The following is a 15,487-nucleotide window of genomic DNA, read 5'->3' on the forward strand; positions in this document are numbered from 1 at the left end:
GTGCCGACTACCTCCTGGTCGATCCGGTTGCGCCGCCGATCCGCTCGACGATAATCCGCCGCGCGGCGCGGCCTTCCGGGGTGGGAGTCAACGGGTACACATGTAGCAGCCCCGGCTCCTCGTGGTATTCGATGTCGACGCCCGCAGCGGTGGCCTTCTCGACCAGCAATCGCGCGTCCGGGTTCAACAGGTCCCGGGTTCCGCTGAAGACGGTCAGCGGGCCCAATCCGGTCAGGTCGGCCTGCAGTGGGCTGACCCGCGGGTCGTCGACCGGGAGATCGCCGCGCCATGCGTCGGCGTAAACCTGTATCGCGTCGCGCCCCAACCACGGGTCCGTCGGCTCGACTGCTGCGATGGCCGGGTTGCGCAGCGCCACGTCCACGATGGGCGAGATCAGCACCGTGCCCGCCGCGGTGACGCCACGTTCGTCGCGCAGCAACAGTGCCGCCGACAGAGCCATCTGCCCGCCGGCGGAGTCGCCTGCCAGGCACACATCGGCGTGCTCAGCCGCCATGTCGACGATCACGGGCAGGACCTCCGCGGCGGTGGCGGACGGCAGCAGCGGATAAATCGGCACGATCACCGTGGCGCCCGCCTGATGCGCGATCTGGGCCGCCAATTGCCAATGCTGACCTGTGATTTCGTTGACCCAGCCACCGCCGTGCAGGTAGACCACCGTGAGGTCGGGCGCCGACCCGAGCGGTGTCAACGTATAGATCGGCCAACTGGATCGATGCTGCAACGTGATGTCCACCTTGGGCCGCAATCGCGGCGGCGGACCGAACGGCACAGGGTGCAGCCCTCTCTGTTCCAGGTGCGCCCGGGCCGCCTCGGCGCTGGCGTACGGCCGGTGCCTACCCGTCAGGCGAAGCAGTGCGGGCATGGCCCGGCTTCTCCAGCTGGTCATCGGTCACACTCTCCTGCCACTGAACCGGTCCAGCGCGGGGGGCGGCCTTGCAGAAACGCCTCGACGCCCTCCCGCGCATCCGCGCTGCCCATCACCCGGTGGTGTAGCTGCGTTTCCAGGTCGGCGACCTGGCGCGGCGGATAGCCCTTGATCATGGTGTCCCAGAGCAGTCGCTTGCTCAGCGCCGCCGACACCGGTGCCACGTTGACGGCGATGTCGCGCGCGATGGTCATCGCGTGCTCCAGGACCTGCGGTCCGGGCAGGGCCCGGGAGGCGAGCCCGAAACCGACCGCTTCATGGCCGTCGAAAGTGCGGCCGGTGAGCAGCAACTCGGCCGCTACCGCGCCGCCCACCAGATGCGGCAGCGTCCAGTGCGACATGCAGTCCCCGATGACGCCCCGGCGCGCTTGCGCCACAGCATATTTGGCGTCCTGAGCCATGACCCGGATATCGGCCTGCAGCGCAATGGTCAGCCCGATCCCGATGGCATGTCCGTTGACCGCCGCGATCACCGGCGTGCGCAACTCGAATGCCGCGGGGTCGGTCGGCGACGCGGTGAAAGCATCGCCCGCCGGCGAGTCGAAAGGGCTTGTCGGAGCTGAGAAGTCGGCCCCCGCACAGAACGCGTCCCCGGCGCCGGTGAGCACGATCGCTCGCACCGCGTCGTCGGCGTCGCACTCCCGATACGCCTGGTTCAGCAGGGCGCCCATGTCGGCGGTGTAGGCGTTGCGCCGTTCCGGCCGGTTGAGGGTGAGCAGCGCGACCCCATCGGCGATTGCGACGGTGAGATCGGCTCCCATCCCAGGGAACTTACCGGGTGGGTCGTGGCTCAAATCGCAGGCACTATCGTGGGCGCATGAGAGAGCAGCCGCAATGAGTGTCCACAGTTTGGACACCGACTACCTCGTCATCGGTGCGGGCGCCATGGGGATGGCGTTCACCGACACCGTCATCACGGAATCCGACGCGCGGGTGGTCATCGTCGACCAGGCCCACCAGCCGGGTGGGCACTGGACCACGGCCTACCCTTTCGTACGCCTGCACCAGCCGTCGGCGTACTACGGCGTCAACTCAAGGGCGCTGGGCAACAACACGATTGACTCCGTGGGCTGGAATCAGGGACTGAACGAATTGGCCCCCGTCGGCGAAGTCTGCGCCTATTTCGATGCCGTCATGCAGCAGCAGTTCCTGCCCACGGGTCGCGTCCAGTACTTCCCGATGTCCGAGTACCTGGGTGACGGCCGTTTCCGCACCCTTGCCGGAGCCGAGTACACCGTGAATGTCCGGCAGCGCGTCGTCGACTCCACCTATCTGCGCGCGATCGTGCCGTCCATGCGCCCGGCCCCGTACGCCGTGGCCCCGGGCATCGACTGCATTCCCCCCAACGACTTACCCAGGTTCGGCGCGCGGGACCGCTACGTCGTGGTGGGCGCGGGCAAGACCGGCATGGACGTGTGCCTCTGGCTGTTGCGGCACGGCGTCGACGCCGGCCGGCTGACCTGGATCAAACCCCGCGACTCGTGGCTGATGGACCGGGCCACCCTGCAGCCGGGTCCGTCCTTCATCAAGCGGTTCCGGGACAACTATGGCGCGACTCTCGAGGCCATCGAGGCAGCCACGTCGATCGAGGACCTGTTCGACCGATTGGAAGCGGCCGGCACGCTGCTTCGACTTGACCCATCGGTCCGCCCACGCATGTATCGCTGCGCGACGGTGTCAGAGCAAGAATTCGAGCAGCTGCGCCGCATCGAAGATGTGGTCAGGATGGGCCACGTCCAGCGCATCGAGCCGACCGCGATCGTGCTGGACGAGGGATCCATCACCTCTTCGCCGTCGGCCCTCTATATCGACTGCACCGCGGATGGGGCCCCGGAACGACCCGCGGTACCCGTCTTCGACGGCGACCGGATGACCCTGCAGGCGGTGCGTGGCTGTCAGCAGGTGTTCAGCGCCGCGTTCATCGCGCACGTCGAGTTCGCTTACCAGGGCGACGCGCTGAAAAACGAACTCTGCCCACCGATTCCGCACCCCGACCGCGACGTTGACTGGCTGCGCCTGACGCGCTCCGACCTCCGCAATTTCGCTCGGTGGCTCGACGACCCTGACCTCACCGACTGGCTCAGCTCGGCGCGATTGAATCTGCTCGCCGAGTTGCTGCCACCGCTGTCACACAAGCCGCGGTTGCGTGACCGGGTGGTGTCGATGTTCCAGAAGAAGCTCAACACGGCCAGCGAGCAGCTGGAAAAGCTGCTCAGTGACGCGTAGGAGGAGCGGGCGTGCCGCATAACCCAGAGGCTGACGCACCGCTGGTCGCCGTTCCCGACGAGGGTTACGTCTTCCAAACCGGTTGGCGGCTGGCCACATCGGACATCGACGAGCACCGCAGACTTCGGTTGGACGGCGTCGCGCGCTACATCCAGGAGGCCGGCGCCCTGCATCTGGCCGATGCCGGGCTGGCGGAGGTCCATCCGCACTGGATCGTGTTGCGCACCGTGATCGACGTGCTGGAACCGATCGAAATACCCAGCGAGATCACCCTGCGCCGCTGGTGCGCGGGACTGTCCAGCCGGTGGTGTGACATGCGGGTGCAACTCGAGGGCGACCAGGGCGGCCGCATCGAGACGCAGGGCTTCTGGATCTGCATGAATAAGGACACCCTGACGCCGTCGCGGCTCACCGACTACTGCGTCGAACGCTTCGGCAGCACCACCGCCAACCATCGGCTCAAGTGGCGCCCGTGGGTCACCGAGCATGTCCAAGCCGGCAGCGAGACCCCATTTCCACTGCGCCGCACCGATATCGACCTTTTCGAGCACGTCAACAACACCATCTACTGGCATGGCGTACATGAGATACTGACCCAGTTCCCCGAGCTGGAGAACAACCCGTACCGAGCCGTACTGGAATACCGCAGTCCCATCAAATACGGCGAACCATTGACCATCCGTTCCGAACGCACCGGCGAAGCGGTACGCATGGATTTCACCGTCGGTGAGGACGTCCGCGCGGCGGCCCTGGTTCGCAAGATCTAGTCGCGGTCAATCCATTTCAGCTGCGCCGCGCTGTGGTGTTCCCCTGCCGCCGGGGTGAGACCATCGAGCCTGGCCAGCTGTTCGGCGGACAGTTCCACAGCGTCGGCACCAACGTTCTCCTCAAGGCGTGCAACGCGTTTCGTTCCCGGGATGGGCACAATGTCGGGGCCTTTGGCGAGCAACCAGGCCAGCGCGACCTGCGCCGGTGTGGCGTCGATGTCTCCGGCGATTTCGCGCAATTCATCGGCGCTGCGCAGGTTGTGTTCGAAGTTCTCAGCAGTGAAACGGGGATTCGTCTTGCGGAAGTCGGTGTCGGGGAGCCCCTCGGCGGATCGTATTGCGCCGGTGAGGAAACCGCGTCCCAGCGGGGAATAGGCGACGAACCCAATGCCCAGCTCGCGCAGTGCCGGGAGCACCGACTCCTCGGGATCGCGCGTCCACAACGAGTATTCGGACTGCACAGCGGTGATCGGGTGCACGGCGTGCGCCCGTCGGATGGTCTGCGCGCCTACCTCCGAGAGACCGATGTGCCGGATCTTGCCGGCGTGCACCAACTCTGCGAGAGCTCCGACGGTGTCCTCGATCGGGGTATCGCGGTCCAGGCGGTGCTGATAGTAGAGGTCGATGCGATCGGTCTGCAGGCGCTGCAGTGAACCGTCAACCGCGATACGGATATTGGCGGGACTGCTATCGAGGCCGTTGCGGCCCGTGTGGGAAATCATGCCGAACTTGCTCGCCAGCACCACCCGGTCCCGGTGGCCGTGCAACGCGCGCGCGAGCAGTTCTTCGTTGGCGTAGGGGCCGTACACCTCGGCGGTGTCGATCAGGGTCACCCCGAGCTCCAGGGCGCGGTGCACCGTTCGGATCGACTCGGCATCGTCGCTGCCGGCGCCGGCGTACGCCACGGACATCCCCATGGCGCCCAGTCCGAGCCGTCCGACGGTCAGGTATGCAAGCTGCGCGGGTTTCATACGGTCCTCATTCGGTTATTGTGCCGGGTAACCTCGCGCTGGTGGACCACCGGGATGCCGCTCGACCCGCACGCAATGTCGCGGTTGATTTTCTGCGGGCGTCCGGGGTGATCCTGATCGTGCTGGGGCACTGGCTGGCGTCATCGGTGACCTATCAGAACGGCCGGTTCGGCCGCCAGAACCCGCTCGTGGATCAGCCTTGGACGCAATGGTTGACGTGGGGTTTTCAGGCCGTGCCGACCTTCTTCATGGTGGCCGGTTATGCGACCGCGGTGTCCTGGGCGCACCGGCGCGACGACGAGGGGTTCTCGCGCCAGAACTGGCTGCGCCACCGCCTGGCGCGGGTTCTGGGTCCGACGGCGGTCTACGTCGGCGTGATTCTGACCGTGGTCGCCGTGCTGCGGCTCACCGGCATGGCCGGCTCGGTGGTGCAGTACGCGGGCTGGGCCGTGGCGATGCAGTTGTGGTTTCTGGCGGTTTATGTGGTGGTGGTGTCGTTGACACCCATTGCGCTTGCCGCTCAACGCCGTTGGGGCCTTTGGGCACCGGTCTTGTTGGCCACCGGGGCCGTCCTCGTCGACGTCGCCACGATGATGTACCAGGTGCCCCATATCGGGTTGCTGAATTATCTGTTCTGCTGGGGTGCGTTCTATCAAATCGGAATTGCCTGGCGTGCAGGCCAGTTGAACGGTCTGCGGCCGGTATTGCTGGCTGCCGGATCGGGCACTGTGCTGGCGCTGCTGGTGTGGCTGGGGCATTACCCGATCAGCATGATCGGCGTGCCAGGCCAGCAGGTGCAGAACACGACGCCACCGACCGTGGCGTTGCTCGCGTTCGGCTGCACGCAGATAGGCATCGGCACCGCGCTGGTTCCGGCTCTCAACCGCGTACTCCGCGCCTCGCGAGCGCGGCGGGTGGTGTCGATAGTCAACGACAACGTGATGGCGCTGTACCTGTGGCACATGGTGCCTGTCGTGCTGGTAGCCGTCGTCGGCTACCCGGGCGGGCTGTTTCCTCAGCCGGCCGAAGGCACCGTGGACTGGTGGTTGTTCCGTCTGGAGTGGATCGGCATCCTGATCGTCGTCACCGCCGGCGAGATCACGCTGTTGTCCTGGGGGCGAGGATTTTTCGCCGCTACACTGCCCATGTTGACCTCGCCCATCCCGGAACACTGGACCGAACCGGTGCTGCTCGCCGGGGCGGCGATGACCACCTATGCCTTGGCGTGCTTCGCGGCCGACGGCTTCGCTCCCGACGGACGCTTCCCGTGGTTTCGCGCGCTCGTGTTCGTTTTAGGAGCGGCGCTGGTCACCGTTAGGGCCAGAAGACCATCGCATCAGTGACTTATGGCCCATCCGCGGACGCCGTCGGCTACCTACCCTCCGAGGCGAAGCGGAAGGAGCCGTGGGATGGCGAACCGCAGTACGCATCTCGGAATCGTCGTGGGCGTCGACGGCTCTGCGGGCTCCGCCATCGCCGTTGAATGGGCCGCCCAGGACGCGGTGCTGCGCGACGTGCCACTCACCCTGGTTCACGCGGCCCGGACCCGCAGCCAGCGCCAGCGCGGACAACAGGTGCTCGACGAGGCTCTTCGGGCGGTAACCGCCAAGGTGCGGGTGCGATGCGAAATGCCCTGTGCCACGACCGTTTTTGCGCTGGCCGACCTGTCGGAGCACGCTGATCTGGTGGTGGTCGGCTGTCCTGGCGGCGGCGCATTGCGGGAAACTCAGCTGTGTTCGGTCAGCTCGACCCTGATCCATCACGCGCATTGCCCGGTCGCCGTCATTCCCGACGACGTCCAACTGACTCCCGAGAGCCTCGGGGCGCCGGTGCTGGTGGGCATCGACGGGTCGCCGGAGGCGGAGCTGGCGATGGAAATCGCCTTCGACGAAGCCTCAACACGCGGAGTGGGGCTGGTGGCCGTGCATAACTGCGATGCCTCCACCAATCTCGACGAGACTCTGGCCGCGGTTGCCGGATGGACCGACCGTTATCCGGGCGTCCCGGTGCAACGGGAACCCGCCCCGGCCGACCCGGTGCCGCAACTGGTGGATCACGCCAAGAAGGCTCAGCTTGTGGTGGTGGGCAGTCAGGGTAGCGGCGCAATCGCGGTGACCGGCGTGCCGATCATCGTGGCCAGGACGTCACCGGCCAGAGCGGGCATGAACTAGCAGGCTCACCCCGCGTATCGCGACTAATCCGCGGCGAAGTCCGGCAGCGGCCGTTGACAGACGGCGTGGGCCTCCTCGGCGGAAAGTCCGAACAACCGCAGCACGTTCTCGGTGGCCGTGTCGGCCGCCACTGCCCCATCCCGATCCGGATCGTTGCGCAACAACGCTCCGAGGCCCAGGAGCGCACCACCGGCGATGGCCAGGGCGAACTCCGGATCGTCGGTCTGGAACCGGCCGGCCGCTGCGGCCGCCTTGATGTCGCGCAGCGCCCGGGGCGCCAGGCCACGATCCGACCACAACAGCGCCGGTCCGTTGGCCAACAAGATCTCGCTCTCCTGCGGGCGCTGACGAAAGAGCCGACCGGTGAGCCGAAAGCTGGTCGCGAACGTTTCCGCCGGATCCTCGATCGACTCGGTCAGCCGGTCCAACAGGGCTCCGTGGGCGTCCAGCACGTCGGCCACCGCGGCCTCGAACAACTGCTCCTTGCTGTCGAAGTGGTTGTAGAACGAGCCCATCCCCACGTCCGCGGCCTGCGTGATCTCGAGGACGGGCACATTGACCTTGCCCTCGGCGATCAGCCGTTGCGCGGCCTTGACCAGCGCTGACCGGGTGCGCTGCTTGCGTCGCTCCAAGCGGCTGGAGCCGTCACTTGGCATCTCCACACCAGCAGTATGCCTCAGATTTGAGGAATTCGTCAGAACTGCTTGACTGTGTGCCATACGTATGTGACGATTTCGTCAGTTACTAATCAGAGGTGGTGATGGATGTGCCTGGCTCCCCGGTTGAAGCGCACCGCGGCCTGCACAGCGAGCAGGGCGCCCGGTCCGACGAACATTGCGGCCGGTCCCGCAATCCGGTGATCAAAGTCGCCGACCTCGCCTGGCTGGAGTTCGAAAAGCCCGACCTCACCCGCTGCGAGGCGTTCGCGCGGGCTTTCGGATTCCAGACCGCGCACCGTGGATCCGACGAAATCGCCCTGCGCGGAACCGACGCCGGCGCGCCCTGCGTGATCGTGCGGCGCGGCCAACGGTCACGATTCACCGCGGTGGCATTTCGTGCCTGTGACGAGGTCGATGTATTGCGACTGGCCGACAAGTCCGGTGCGGCCGCCCGTCCGTTGCCGGAAGCCATCGGTGGCCTGTCGGTCGATCTGCGGGACCCCACCGGTACGCCGGTGCGGGTGGTCGCCGGAATGCACGAACTACCGGAGTTGCCCGCCCAGCAGCCGCCGGTCTTCAACTTCGGACCGAAGCCGTTGCGCACCAATGCAACTCAGCGCCCGGCTCGGGTGCCGGCACGGGTTCAGCGGCTGGGACACCTGGTGTTGCAGTCGACGAAGTACCTACAGTCGCTGAACTGGTACCTGGACAACCTCGGGATGATCGTCAGCGACTTCCAGTATTTTCCCGGCCAGCGCGAGCGCGGGCCCACGATGAGTTTCATCCGGTGCGATCGCGGGTCGACACCGGCCGACCACCACACCCTGGCGTTGGCGCTGGGTCCGGTCAACCGCTACCTGCATTCGGCTTATCAGGTCAGCGATCTCGACGCGCTGGCTGCCGGCGGCGAATACCTCAGAGAGCGCGGCTATCTGCGCTCCTGGGGAATCGGCAGACACATTCAGGGCAGTCAGATCTTCGACTATTGGCGCGATCCGGACGGCTTCCTGGTCGAACACTTCACCGACGGTGACATGTTCGACAACACCCTGGAACCGGGCTGGGCACCGCTGACCGCTTCGGGTTTGGCCCAGTGGGGACCTCCGGCCACGCGTGACTTCCTCGGTACTGATGCCAAATCGGCACGCCACGAGCTGGTTTCGATGATCGGCGCGCTCCGGACAGACAATGAGTTCGACTTCAACCGCATGATTGGTCTACTGAAAGTGGCTGGCAAATGACGACTTCCGTACTACACACCACCGATGGCTGGTGGGTCGAGACCCCCGCCGGCGCCGCCAGAATCGCCACCGATGCCACCACCACGGCGCAACTGCTGTCCGACCGGGCCGCCATCGAGGCCGCCGCTTCGGCCGCGGACACCGTTCCTGTGGCGAGCTTGGACCTCATCTCCCCGGTGACCAGGCCGTGCCGGGTGGTCGCGCAGATGACGAACTTCGAATCGCATGTCAGGGACGCGGGCATGGACCCCACATCGATTCCGCTGACCTTCTTCCGCAAGGCATCCGCCTCGATCTGTGGGCCGTCCGCCGACATCGTCAAGCCCGCGCATGTGCAGTTGCTCGACTATGAGGTGGAAATCGGGTTGGTGATCGGGCGCCCGATCGCGGTCGGCACCAGCATCTCCGACACCAACCTCGCCGACTACATCGCCGGCCTGGTCGTCACGAACGACGTGTCGGCACGCGACATCCAGCTGCCGCAAACCCAGTTCTATGAAGCCAAGTCTTATCCGACGTTCACGCCGGTGGGCCCGAGGTTGGTGCTGCTGAACGCCGATGAGCTCAAGCGCTTCGGGGATCTGCGACTGCGGCTGCGGGTCAACGGAGTGGAGCGCCAGAACGCCCTCGTCGAGGGCGACATGCTGTACCGGCCACTGCAGGCACTGCAGTCGCTGACCCAGTTTCAGGAACTGGCGCCGGGTGACTTGATTCTCACCGGAACGCCGGTCGGCACGGCGCTGAGTGCACCGTCGAAGCCGGTGGAGATCATCGGAAACCTGTTGCCACCGGCCGTCAAGTGGAAGGCCTTCTTCAAGCGTCAAGCCGGCAACCCGAAGTATCTGCAGAACGGCGACATCGTCGAGGCGTCGGTAGCCACCGATGACGGGGCCATCGACCTGGGGACCCAGCACAATCCTGTTCGATACGCATGAGCGCCAAAGCGATTCGGCGTGTGCCGGTGGTGATCGTCGGGGCCGGACCCACCGGCATCACCGCCGCCACTCTGCTGGCGCAGTACGGAGTCAACAGCCTTGTTCTGGAGCGCTGGCCCGGGGTCTACCCGCAGCCGCGGGCCGTGCACCTCGACGATGAAATCTTCCGGGTCATCGCACGCCTCGGCATTGCCGACGAGTTCGCGGCAATCTCGCGGCCCACGCTCGGACTACGGCTGTTGGACAACAAGTTCAACGTATTCGCCGAATTTCACCGCAATCCCGAGCACAGCGTTCACGGTTACCCCCAGGCGAACATGTTCGACCAGCCGGAACTCGAGGGGCTGTTACGGGCCAACCTCAAGCGGTATCCGAACGCCGAGTTGCGCGGAAACGCGGATGTCACGGCGATCGCCGCGCGGGGCGATGGTGCGCGAATCACCTACACCGACCGGACCGACGGGACCATTCATCAGGTCGACGCCGACTACCTGCTGGGCTGCGATGGCGCCAACAGCCTGGTGCGAAGCCACATCGGCTCCACCATGCGGGATTTGAAGTTCGAACAGCGTTGGCTGGTCGTCGATGTCGCTACCGACGCGGACCTCAGGCAGTGGGAAGGCGTCTATCAGATCTGCGACCCGGCGCGCGCCGGCACCTATATGCGCATCCGAGAATCCCGATACCGCTGGGAGTTTCGGTTGCTGGACGGGGAAACCGCCGGCGACTTCGACAACCTGGCCGCGCTGCGTCCGCTCATCTCTCCGTGGACCAGCCATCTCGCCGATAGCGAACTCAGTTTGTTGCGCGTCGCCGAGTACACCTTCCGGGCTCAGATCGCCGATCGATGGCGCCGGGGCAACATCTTCATCCTGGGTGACGCCGCGCACCTCACTCCCCCGTTCATCGGCCAGGGCATGGGCGCCGGACTGCGCGACGCCATGAATCTCAGCTGGAAGATCGCGGCGGTGTGCAACGGGACGTTGCCCGCCCACATCCTGGACAGTTATCAACAGGAGCGAAAGCCACACTGCCGCGCGCTGATCCGCCTGGCGCTCACCGTCGGGTGGTCGATGACCGGCGGCGGCAGTCTGGGTGATCTCACCCGGAGGGCGGTACTGCCCCGTGCCGGCCTCATCCCGGGACTGCGGAACAAGATCGTGGACTCCGCCACGCCCCCGTTGCGCCGCTCTGAGCTGGTACACAAATCCCGCCGGCCCCGTCAGCTCGCCGGAACCCTGTGCCCGAATCCGTTGCTGCCGAACGGCAAACGGCTCGACGACGTCGCCGGTACCGGATTTTTCTTGGTCACCCGGGCTCCGCTCGAGACGGCTACCGAAGCCCTGCTGCTCGAACGAGACGTGCCGATCATCCGGGCGGAGCCCGGAAGTCAACTCGACGCATGGCTGCGCCAAGGGCAGGCCTCGGCCGCGCTGATCCGTCCGGATCGAACGGTCATGCGTGCCGGTCGCGATGCGGCACTGGTGGCCGCGCCGGCGCCAACACTGCCAAAACCGCAAAGGTGTCAGTAGTCGGCAAGCCCTTGGGGTAGCCGGCGCGCGCGAAGTTTACGATCTTCGTGAAGGCGTGGCCTGCAATCATCTATCTCTCCTAGCGTGCCTTGAAGCTCGTCTGGTTGCCCGCTGTTCCTCTGCTCAAACATGAGCGAAATCCAAAGACACTAAACGAAGTTCGGTTTTCGGGTGAGCCAGCCCACAGGTTTGAGGCTTCGGCAGTTCGGCAACTCTGTGGCTGCGGGGGGCTCCTGGAACGACGCGGACGTTGGTCCAAACCCCTTGTTGGCTGATCGCACGAGAGCGATGCGTGAAGTTGCCATGCAAGCGAGCAAGTTATGCAGGAGGAATCCATGTCGGATAAGAGTGGCCCGCAAGAGGGCGTCGAAGGCGTCGTCGAGGGCGTTAAGGGCAAGGCGAAGGAAGTCATCGGCGCGGTCACGGGCCGTGACGACGTGAAGCGCGAGGGTCAGGCCCAGCAGGACAAGGCCGACGCTCAGCGTGACGCCGCCAAGAAGGAAGCCGAGGCGGAAGCCGCGCGCGGTGGCGCCGAAGCGGCCGAGCAGCGCCAGAAGGCCAACCAGTAGCTTGATGCGAGAGTGGGCCCAGACCGGCAACGGACTGGGCCCATTCGCTTGTCTGGCGCCCTTGAAGTTTCCTGGGCCCCTCCAATTTGCCTGGGTCCCTTTAGTTTGCCTGGGCAGCTTCAATTTGCCTGGATTGCGCCGGGTCGAGCCTGCGGTGACTACTCCGCGGCCAGCGCCGCGATCCGAGTCTGCTCGATGTTGGCGAGCAGCTTCTCGGTGTTCTCGAAAACCTGGGCCGCGCCGGCATCGTGTAGCTCCGAGGCCGACACTCCACCACTGAGCACGCCGATGCATGACAACTTCGCACGGGAGCAGGCTTCGGCATCCCAGATCGCGTCTCCGACGAAGACTGCCCGCTCCGCGGTGACCCCGGCCCGTTCGAGTGCGATTTCGATGATGTCGGGCTTGGGTTTTGCGGTGTCCACATCGGCTGACGAGGTGACCGCGGCGACCAACTCGTCACAGTCCAGCACCTTGCGCAGCAGCTCCAATTCGTCGTCGGGCGCCGAGGTCGCCAGCACCACCTGCAGGCCAAGGTCTGCCACCCGGCGCAGCAGTGCACGAGCCCCCGGCAGCGGACGCAGCAGCGACGCGACTTCCCGGTAATACCGGGAATGCAAGTCCTTCAACTGCTTCTGTGTGTCCTCCGGTGCGTTATCGGACAGCGACTTCACCAACGTCGAACCATCCATTCCGATGGACCGGTGAATACGCCACGTCTCCACGTCGATCCCGACTTCACCGAACGCACGCTGCCAGGCGTCGATATGGAGATAGTTCGAATCAACCAATGTGCCGTCGATGTCGAACAGCACCGCGGCCGCGCTTTCGTTGGCAGTCAAGGTCAGAACAGGATCGCGATAGCAGCGAAGTCGGCAGCCAGCAGAGCCAGCGCGACCACGGGAACGACCCAGCCCCGGCGCCGCAGCGCGGTGAAGAACGAGGCGATTATCGTCAGGCCGGCGATCACCGGAGCGCCGTAGAACAGCACTCCGTAGAGCACGCCGCCGGGCCCCAGGTCAGGGCATTGCGCACTGCTGCACGCGGCCATACTCATTGCTGCGCCGACTGCGAAGATCATGACCAGCGCGGCTGCCGGCACCGTCAGCGCCGCCAGAATCCAATTCACCACACCCCGACGACCACGCCCATGGCCGGCGTCGGCCGCCGGCACATGTGTGGCATCTCCCGAGGTGACGTTGTCGTCTACCCGCGTGTCTCCATCGCTGCGCACACTCATCAATTTCGACTACCCAGGCTGGTTTTCCCGAAACATGGCCGCCAGTCCGGTGGGCTTTTCGTGTGTGCGCCGCTTTCCCACTCGGTTGAACTTGAAATGCTTGACGGCGTTCGTCTGGTACGTAAGCGCCGGGTCGATCCCGGCGTCGTCGAGCGCTCGGTTCAGCAACCGGCCCGCCGGTCCGACGAAGGGCACACCCTGCTGGTCTTCGTAATCGCCTGGCTGTTCACCGACCAGCATCAGCGATCGGCCGGCACAAACTGCTGCGCGCCGGGTTGGTCAACGCCTCTGCGCACGGCGATTGTATTTCTTGATCGCTTCCACCAGTTCAGCTTTCGTCATCGTTGACCGGCCACGCACCTCCAACCGGCGCGCGATCTCCAACAGGTGCTTTTTGCTGGCGTTGGCGTTGACGCCTTCCTGCGATGGCACGGGGTTGTTCAAGCCGCCCCGTTCGGCGTGCGCATCGGAAGGACCCTTCTCCTCCTTGGCTTCCCAGTGGTCACCGACCTTTTCATAGCTGTGCTTGACGGCGGCATAGGCGACCCGATGCGCCCGCTCCTCGCTGTCGTACTGTTCGGCAGCCGCATCATGGGCCTTGGCGAAAGTGCGTTGCGCCTTTGCGCTGGAACGCCGCAGCGTGCTTGGCAATTCGTCCTTCTTCGCGGCACCGCTCTTGTTCGTTTTCGGCATCACATCACCTCAGGATTCAGCGGCCTCGGTGTTTCTGGGGGGGATTCTGGGCCCATTGCTGGGCTATCGCGTAGCCAAGCTGGAGGAAATCGGCTCCGGTGAGCGCCGTGAACGTGCCGGCGACCAGGCGGGTGAATCGGGGTGCGAAGACCAGTCCGATCACGAACACCGTCGCCACCCACATGTCCAGGCAGAAGGGGCAGGTCAGCAATTCGCCCATGCTGTGCCGGAACTGGCTTTCGTTCCGCGTCTCCTCGTGCACTTCGGCGGGTCCCCCGGTGCCCGCGTACCGGGTGAAGGGGGCGCGCAGCGGGCTGGTGACGGCGTCCTTGGTGAGCGTTCGGGACAACTTGTGGGTGCCGAGCGTGACGGTGATCAGATCCTGCACGTGCCACCGCACGGGCAATCGGCGGCCGGTGAGCACCGCCACCAGCGTCGTAGCGCCCACCAGCGTGCAGTAGATCACCAACACGGCAAAGTACCCACCCAACGGACGCGGATCGTCGCCGCGGTATTCCTCGGCTTCCTGCCGAGCGCGGTCCCGAAGGCCGGTGACGTTCTTCTCAGTGGCCAGTTCGGTCATGAAACTCCTTGAGAGCGTTGGGGAGACGTGTTCTACGTCTCGTATGGGGGGTAACTCTGCGCCTTCAGCGTGCGTGCCAGATGGGCCGCATTGCGCGCCGCCGCAGCGGTGGCCGACGCGATTTCGTCCGGTACCTTGTCGAGGTCGTTGAAATCGGTGCCCTGCATGGCAGCACCATTCCAGTAGGTGCAACCCTGGGCCGGGATGCTGAACCCAATATCGTTGAGCGCCTGAAAAAGATCCGCGACCACCTTATGCGCGCCGTCTTCGTTACCGACCACGCTCACCAGGGCGACCTTGCCGACCATCGCGGGTGTTCCGTTGTCGTCGGTGTTGGACAGTTCGGCATCCAGGCGTTCCAGCACGCGCTGGGTGACGCTGGAGGCGTGTCCGAGCCATATCGGCGTGCTGATCAGCAGGATGTCGGCGTCAAGGACCTTGCGCCGGATAACCGGCCATTGGTCGCCGTCGCCCATGTCGTCCTCGACGCCCGGCGCGATGTTGTAGTCAACGCTCCGGATCAGTTCGGACTCGACGTCGGCCTTCTTCAGTTCGCCGACAACGTGTTCGGCGATCAGGGCACTGCTGGACGCCGCTGGACTGGGTTTGAGGCTGCACACCAAGCCGGCGGCGCGCAGGGGCTGATCGCTCATGGGAAATCCATACCCGGCATAGGGACCGGTAAACCGGGTATGCGGCGCTGATGGACCTGTCTCAGGCCCCGATACTGCGTCGGCTATCAGTTCCGCTGCCCGGGCCAGAAATCCGGCGCGGGACTGCCGGTCATCGAGACCGCTGCTGGCCTGCACGTCGTCGCGAAAAGGCTCCTTGCCGAGTACTTCGAGCACGCGAGGGTCGGCACCGCGGCCCTGCCGGTGGCCGGGCGGCGTGAAACCGTAACGGTCACGACGGTGGTAGTCGCGCAGCGCGCCGCGGCGTTCTTCTCCGGCCTAG

General features: G+C 65.5%; 17 protein-coding genes and 2 pseudogenes. 8 read left to right on the forward strand and 11 right to left on the reverse strand.

Annotated features, from left to right (window positions below; genetic code table 11):
- Positions 1 to 7 precede the first annotated feature (7 nt).
- Entirely contained in the window at positions 8 to 907 is a 900-nt protein-coding gene (locus C0J29_RS17060; RefSeq protein ID WP_120793042.1) for an alpha/beta hydrolase, read from the reverse strand.
- The gene (locus C0J29_RS17065) at positions 904 to 1,707 is read right to left on the reverse strand and encodes an enoyl-CoA hydratase/isomerase family protein (protein ID WP_120793043.1); all 804 of its coding nucleotides are present in this window, start codon (positions 1,705 to 1,707) and stop codon (positions 904 to 906) included. Before C0J29_RS17065 ends, C0J29_RS17060 begins: the two co-directional genes overlap by 4 nt.
- 73 nt (positions 1,708 to 1,780) lie before the next feature.
- Here C0J29_RS17065 and C0J29_RS17070 point away from each other — a divergent pair, with 73 nt between their 5' ends.
- Both C0J29_RS17070 and C0J29_RS17075 read left to right on the forward strand, forming a co-directional pair.
- Positions 1,781 to 3,172, forward strand: a complete 1,392-nt coding sequence (locus tag C0J29_RS17070) for an NAD(P)-binding protein (protein WP_120793044.1) — start codon at positions 1,781 to 1,783, stop codon at positions 3,170 to 3,172.
- Between the two features lie 11 nt (positions 3,173 to 3,183).
- Entirely contained in the window at positions 3,184 to 3,939 is a 756-nt protein-coding gene (locus C0J29_RS17075; protein ID WP_120793045.1) for an acyl-[acyl-carrier-protein] thioesterase, read from the forward strand.
- Here C0J29_RS17075 and C0J29_RS17080 read toward each other — a convergent pair.
- Positions 3,936 to 4,910 carry an aldo/keto reductase gene (locus tag C0J29_RS17080; RefSeq protein ID WP_120793046.1) on the reverse strand — a complete coding sequence of 325 codons (975 nt, stop codon included), beginning with the start codon at positions 4,908 to 4,910 and terminating at the stop codon, positions 3,936 to 3,938. The genes C0J29_RS17075 and C0J29_RS17080 overlap by 4 nt on opposite strands.
- Before the next feature lie 41 nt (positions 4,911 to 4,951).
- Between C0J29_RS17080 and C0J29_RS17085 the strand changes: the two genes are divergently transcribed.
- Complete coding sequence (locus tag C0J29_RS17085) at positions 4,952 to 6,253, forward strand: acyltransferase family protein (RefSeq protein ID WP_120794784.1); 1,302 nt, start codon at positions 4,952 to 4,954, stop codon at positions 6,251 to 6,253.
- Between the two features lie 66 nt (positions 6,254 to 6,319).
- The gene (locus tag C0J29_RS17090) at positions 6,320 to 7,081 is read left to right on the forward strand and encodes a universal stress protein (protein ID WP_162951499.1); all 762 of its coding nucleotides are present in this window, start codon (positions 6,320 to 6,322) and stop codon (positions 7,079 to 7,081) included.
- Between the two features lie 23 nt (positions 7,082 to 7,104).
- On the opposite strand, the gene C0J29_RS17095 is transcribed toward C0J29_RS17090, so the two are convergent.
- Entirely contained in the window at positions 7,105 to 7,737 is a 633-nt protein-coding gene (locus tag C0J29_RS17095; RefSeq protein WP_082994359.1) for a TetR/AcrR family transcriptional regulator, read from the reverse strand.
- Positions 7,738 to 7,847: 110 nt separating this feature from the next.
- Between C0J29_RS17095 and C0J29_RS17100 the strand changes: the two genes are divergently transcribed.
- Genes C0J29_RS17100 through mhpA form a run of 3 tightly spaced genes read left to right on the forward strand, consistent with a single transcriptional unit; the run spans position 7,848 to position 11,448 of the window.
- Positions 7,848 to 8,981: a VOC family protein gene (locus tag C0J29_RS17100; RefSeq protein ID WP_370530840.1), complete on the forward strand. Its 1,134-nt coding sequence runs from the start codon at positions 7,848 to 7,850 to the stop codon at positions 8,979 to 8,981.
- Positions 8,978 to 9,916: a fumarylacetoacetate hydrolase family protein gene (locus C0J29_RS17105; protein ID WP_065164607.1), complete on the forward strand. Its 939-nt coding sequence runs from the start codon at positions 8,978 to 8,980 to the stop codon at positions 9,914 to 9,916. The genes C0J29_RS17100 and C0J29_RS17105 overlap by 4 nt, the downstream gene beginning before the upstream one ends.
- Positions 9,913 to 11,448 (forward strand): bifunctional 3-(3-hydroxy-phenyl)propionate/3-hydroxycinnamic acid hydroxylase MhpA, encoded by a 1,536-nt coding sequence (gene mhpA / locus C0J29_RS17110; protein WP_120793048.1) that lies wholly within the window; start codon positions 9,913 to 9,915, stop codon positions 11,446 to 11,448. The genes C0J29_RS17105 and mhpA overlap by 4 nt, the downstream gene beginning before the upstream one ends.
- Positions 11,449 to 11,452: 4 nt before the next feature.
- On the opposite strand, the pseudogene C0J29_RS33805 reads toward mhpA, so the two are convergent.
- Positions 11,453 to 11,518 (reverse strand): annotated as a pseudogene (locus tag C0J29_RS33805) (hypothetical protein); the annotation flags it as partial.
- Positions 11,519 to 11,783: 265 nt separating this feature from the next.
- Here C0J29_RS33805 and mbp1 point away from each other — a divergent pair.
- Positions 11,784 to 12,017, forward strand: coding sequence for a microaggregate-binding protein 1 (gene mbp1 / locus C0J29_RS17120; RefSeq protein WP_055580950.1), 234 nt, complete (start codon positions 11,784 to 11,786; stop codon positions 12,015 to 12,017).
- 158 nt (positions 12,018 to 12,175) lie between these two features.
- On the opposite strand, the gene C0J29_RS17125 is transcribed toward mbp1, so the two are convergent.
- The 6 genes and pseudogenes from C0J29_RS17125 to C0J29_RS17150 form a co-directional block, all read right to left on the reverse strand.
- Entirely contained in the window at positions 12,176 to 12,859 is a 684-nt protein-coding gene (locus tag C0J29_RS17125) for an HAD family hydrolase (RefSeq protein WP_065042794.1), read from the reverse strand.
- A 2-nt stretch (positions 12,860 to 12,861) separates the two neighbouring features.
- A complete protein-coding gene (locus tag C0J29_RS17130; protein ID WP_242460458.1) occupies positions 12,862 to 13,257 on the reverse strand; it encodes a hypothetical protein in 396 nt (131 codons plus the stop codon).
- A gap of 51 nt (positions 13,258 to 13,308) precedes the next feature.
- A pseudogene (locus C0J29_RS17135) lies at positions 13,309 to 13,509 on the reverse strand (uracil-DNA glycosylase family protein); the annotation flags it as partial.
- Between the two features lie 27 nt (positions 13,510 to 13,536).
- Positions 13,537 to 13,950: a ChaB family protein gene (locus tag C0J29_RS17140; protein WP_120793050.1), complete on the reverse strand. Its 414-nt coding sequence runs from the start codon at positions 13,948 to 13,950 to the stop codon at positions 13,537 to 13,539.
- A gap of 16 nt (positions 13,951 to 13,966) precedes the next feature.
- A complete protein-coding gene (locus C0J29_RS17145; RefSeq protein WP_120793051.1) occupies positions 13,967 to 14,533 on the reverse strand; it encodes a DUF1360 domain-containing protein in 567 nt (188 codons plus the stop codon).
- A gap of 32 nt (positions 14,534 to 14,565) precedes the next feature.
- The gene (locus tag C0J29_RS17150; RefSeq protein WP_120793052.1) at positions 14,566 to 15,186 is read right to left on the reverse strand and encodes a flavodoxin family protein; all 621 of its coding nucleotides are present in this window, start codon (positions 15,184 to 15,186) and stop codon (positions 14,566 to 14,568) included.
- Between the last annotated feature and the right edge of the window lie 301 nt (positions 15,187 to 15,487).

Source organism: Mycobacterium paragordonae (assembly GCF_003614435.1).
GTDB classification, from domain to species: Bacteria; Actinomycetota; Actinomycetes; order Mycobacteriales; family Mycobacteriaceae; genus Mycobacterium; species Mycobacterium paragordonae.

What these genes read in the sequence shown, in the direction of transcription:
- C0J29_RS17060 (WP_120793042.1), bottom strand. Translation starts at nt 907, where the DNA reads ATGACCAGCTGGAGAAGCCGGGCCATGCCCGCACTGCTTCGCCTGACG.
- C0J29_RS17065 (WP_120793043.1), bottom strand. Translation starts at nt 1,707, where the DNA reads ATGGGAGCCGATCTCACCGTCGCAATCGCCGATGGGGTCGCGCTGCTC.
- C0J29_RS17070 (WP_120793044.1), top strand. Translation starts at nt 1,781, where the DNA reads ATGAGTGTCCACAGTTTGGACACCGACTACCTCGTCATCGGTGCGGGC.
- C0J29_RS17080 (WP_120793046.1), bottom strand. Translation starts at nt 4,910, where the DNA reads ATGAAACCCGCGCAGCTTGCATACCTGACCGTCGGACGGCTCGGACTG.
- C0J29_RS17090 (WP_162951499.1), top strand. Translation starts at nt 6,320, where the DNA reads ATGGCGAACCGCAGTACGCATCTCGGAATCGTCGTGGGCGTCGACGGC.
- C0J29_RS17095 (WP_082994359.1), bottom strand. Translation starts at nt 7,737, where the DNA reads ATGCCAAGTGACGGCTCCAGCCGCTTGGAGCGACGCAAGCAGCGCACC.
- C0J29_RS17105 (WP_065164607.1), top strand. Translation starts at nt 8,978, where the DNA reads ATGACGACTTCCGTACTACACACCACCGATGGCTGGTGGGTCGAGACC.
- mhpA (WP_120793048.1), top strand. Translation starts at nt 9,913, where the DNA reads ATGAGCGCCAAAGCGATTCGGCGTGTGCCGGTGGTGATCGTCGGGGCC.
- mbp1 (WP_055580950.1), top strand. Translation starts at nt 11,784, where the DNA reads ATGTCGGATAAGAGTGGCCCGCAAGAGGGCGTCGAAGGCGTCGTCGAG.
- C0J29_RS17130 (WP_242460458.1), bottom strand. Translation starts at nt 13,257, where the DNA reads ATGAGTGTGCGCAGCGATGGAGACACGCGGGTAGACGACAACGTCACC.
- C0J29_RS17140 (WP_120793050.1), bottom strand. Translation starts at nt 13,950, where the DNA reads ATGCCGAAAACGAACAAGAGCGGTGCCGCGAAGAAGGACGAATTGCCA.
- C0J29_RS17145 (WP_120793051.1), bottom strand. Translation starts at nt 14,533, where the DNA reads ATGACCGAACTGGCCACTGAGAAGAACGTCACCGGCCTTCGGGACCGC.
- C0J29_RS17150 (WP_120793052.1), bottom strand. Translation starts at nt 15,186, where the DNA reads ATGAGCGATCAGCCCCTGCGCGCCGCCGGCTTGGTGTGCAGCCTCAAA.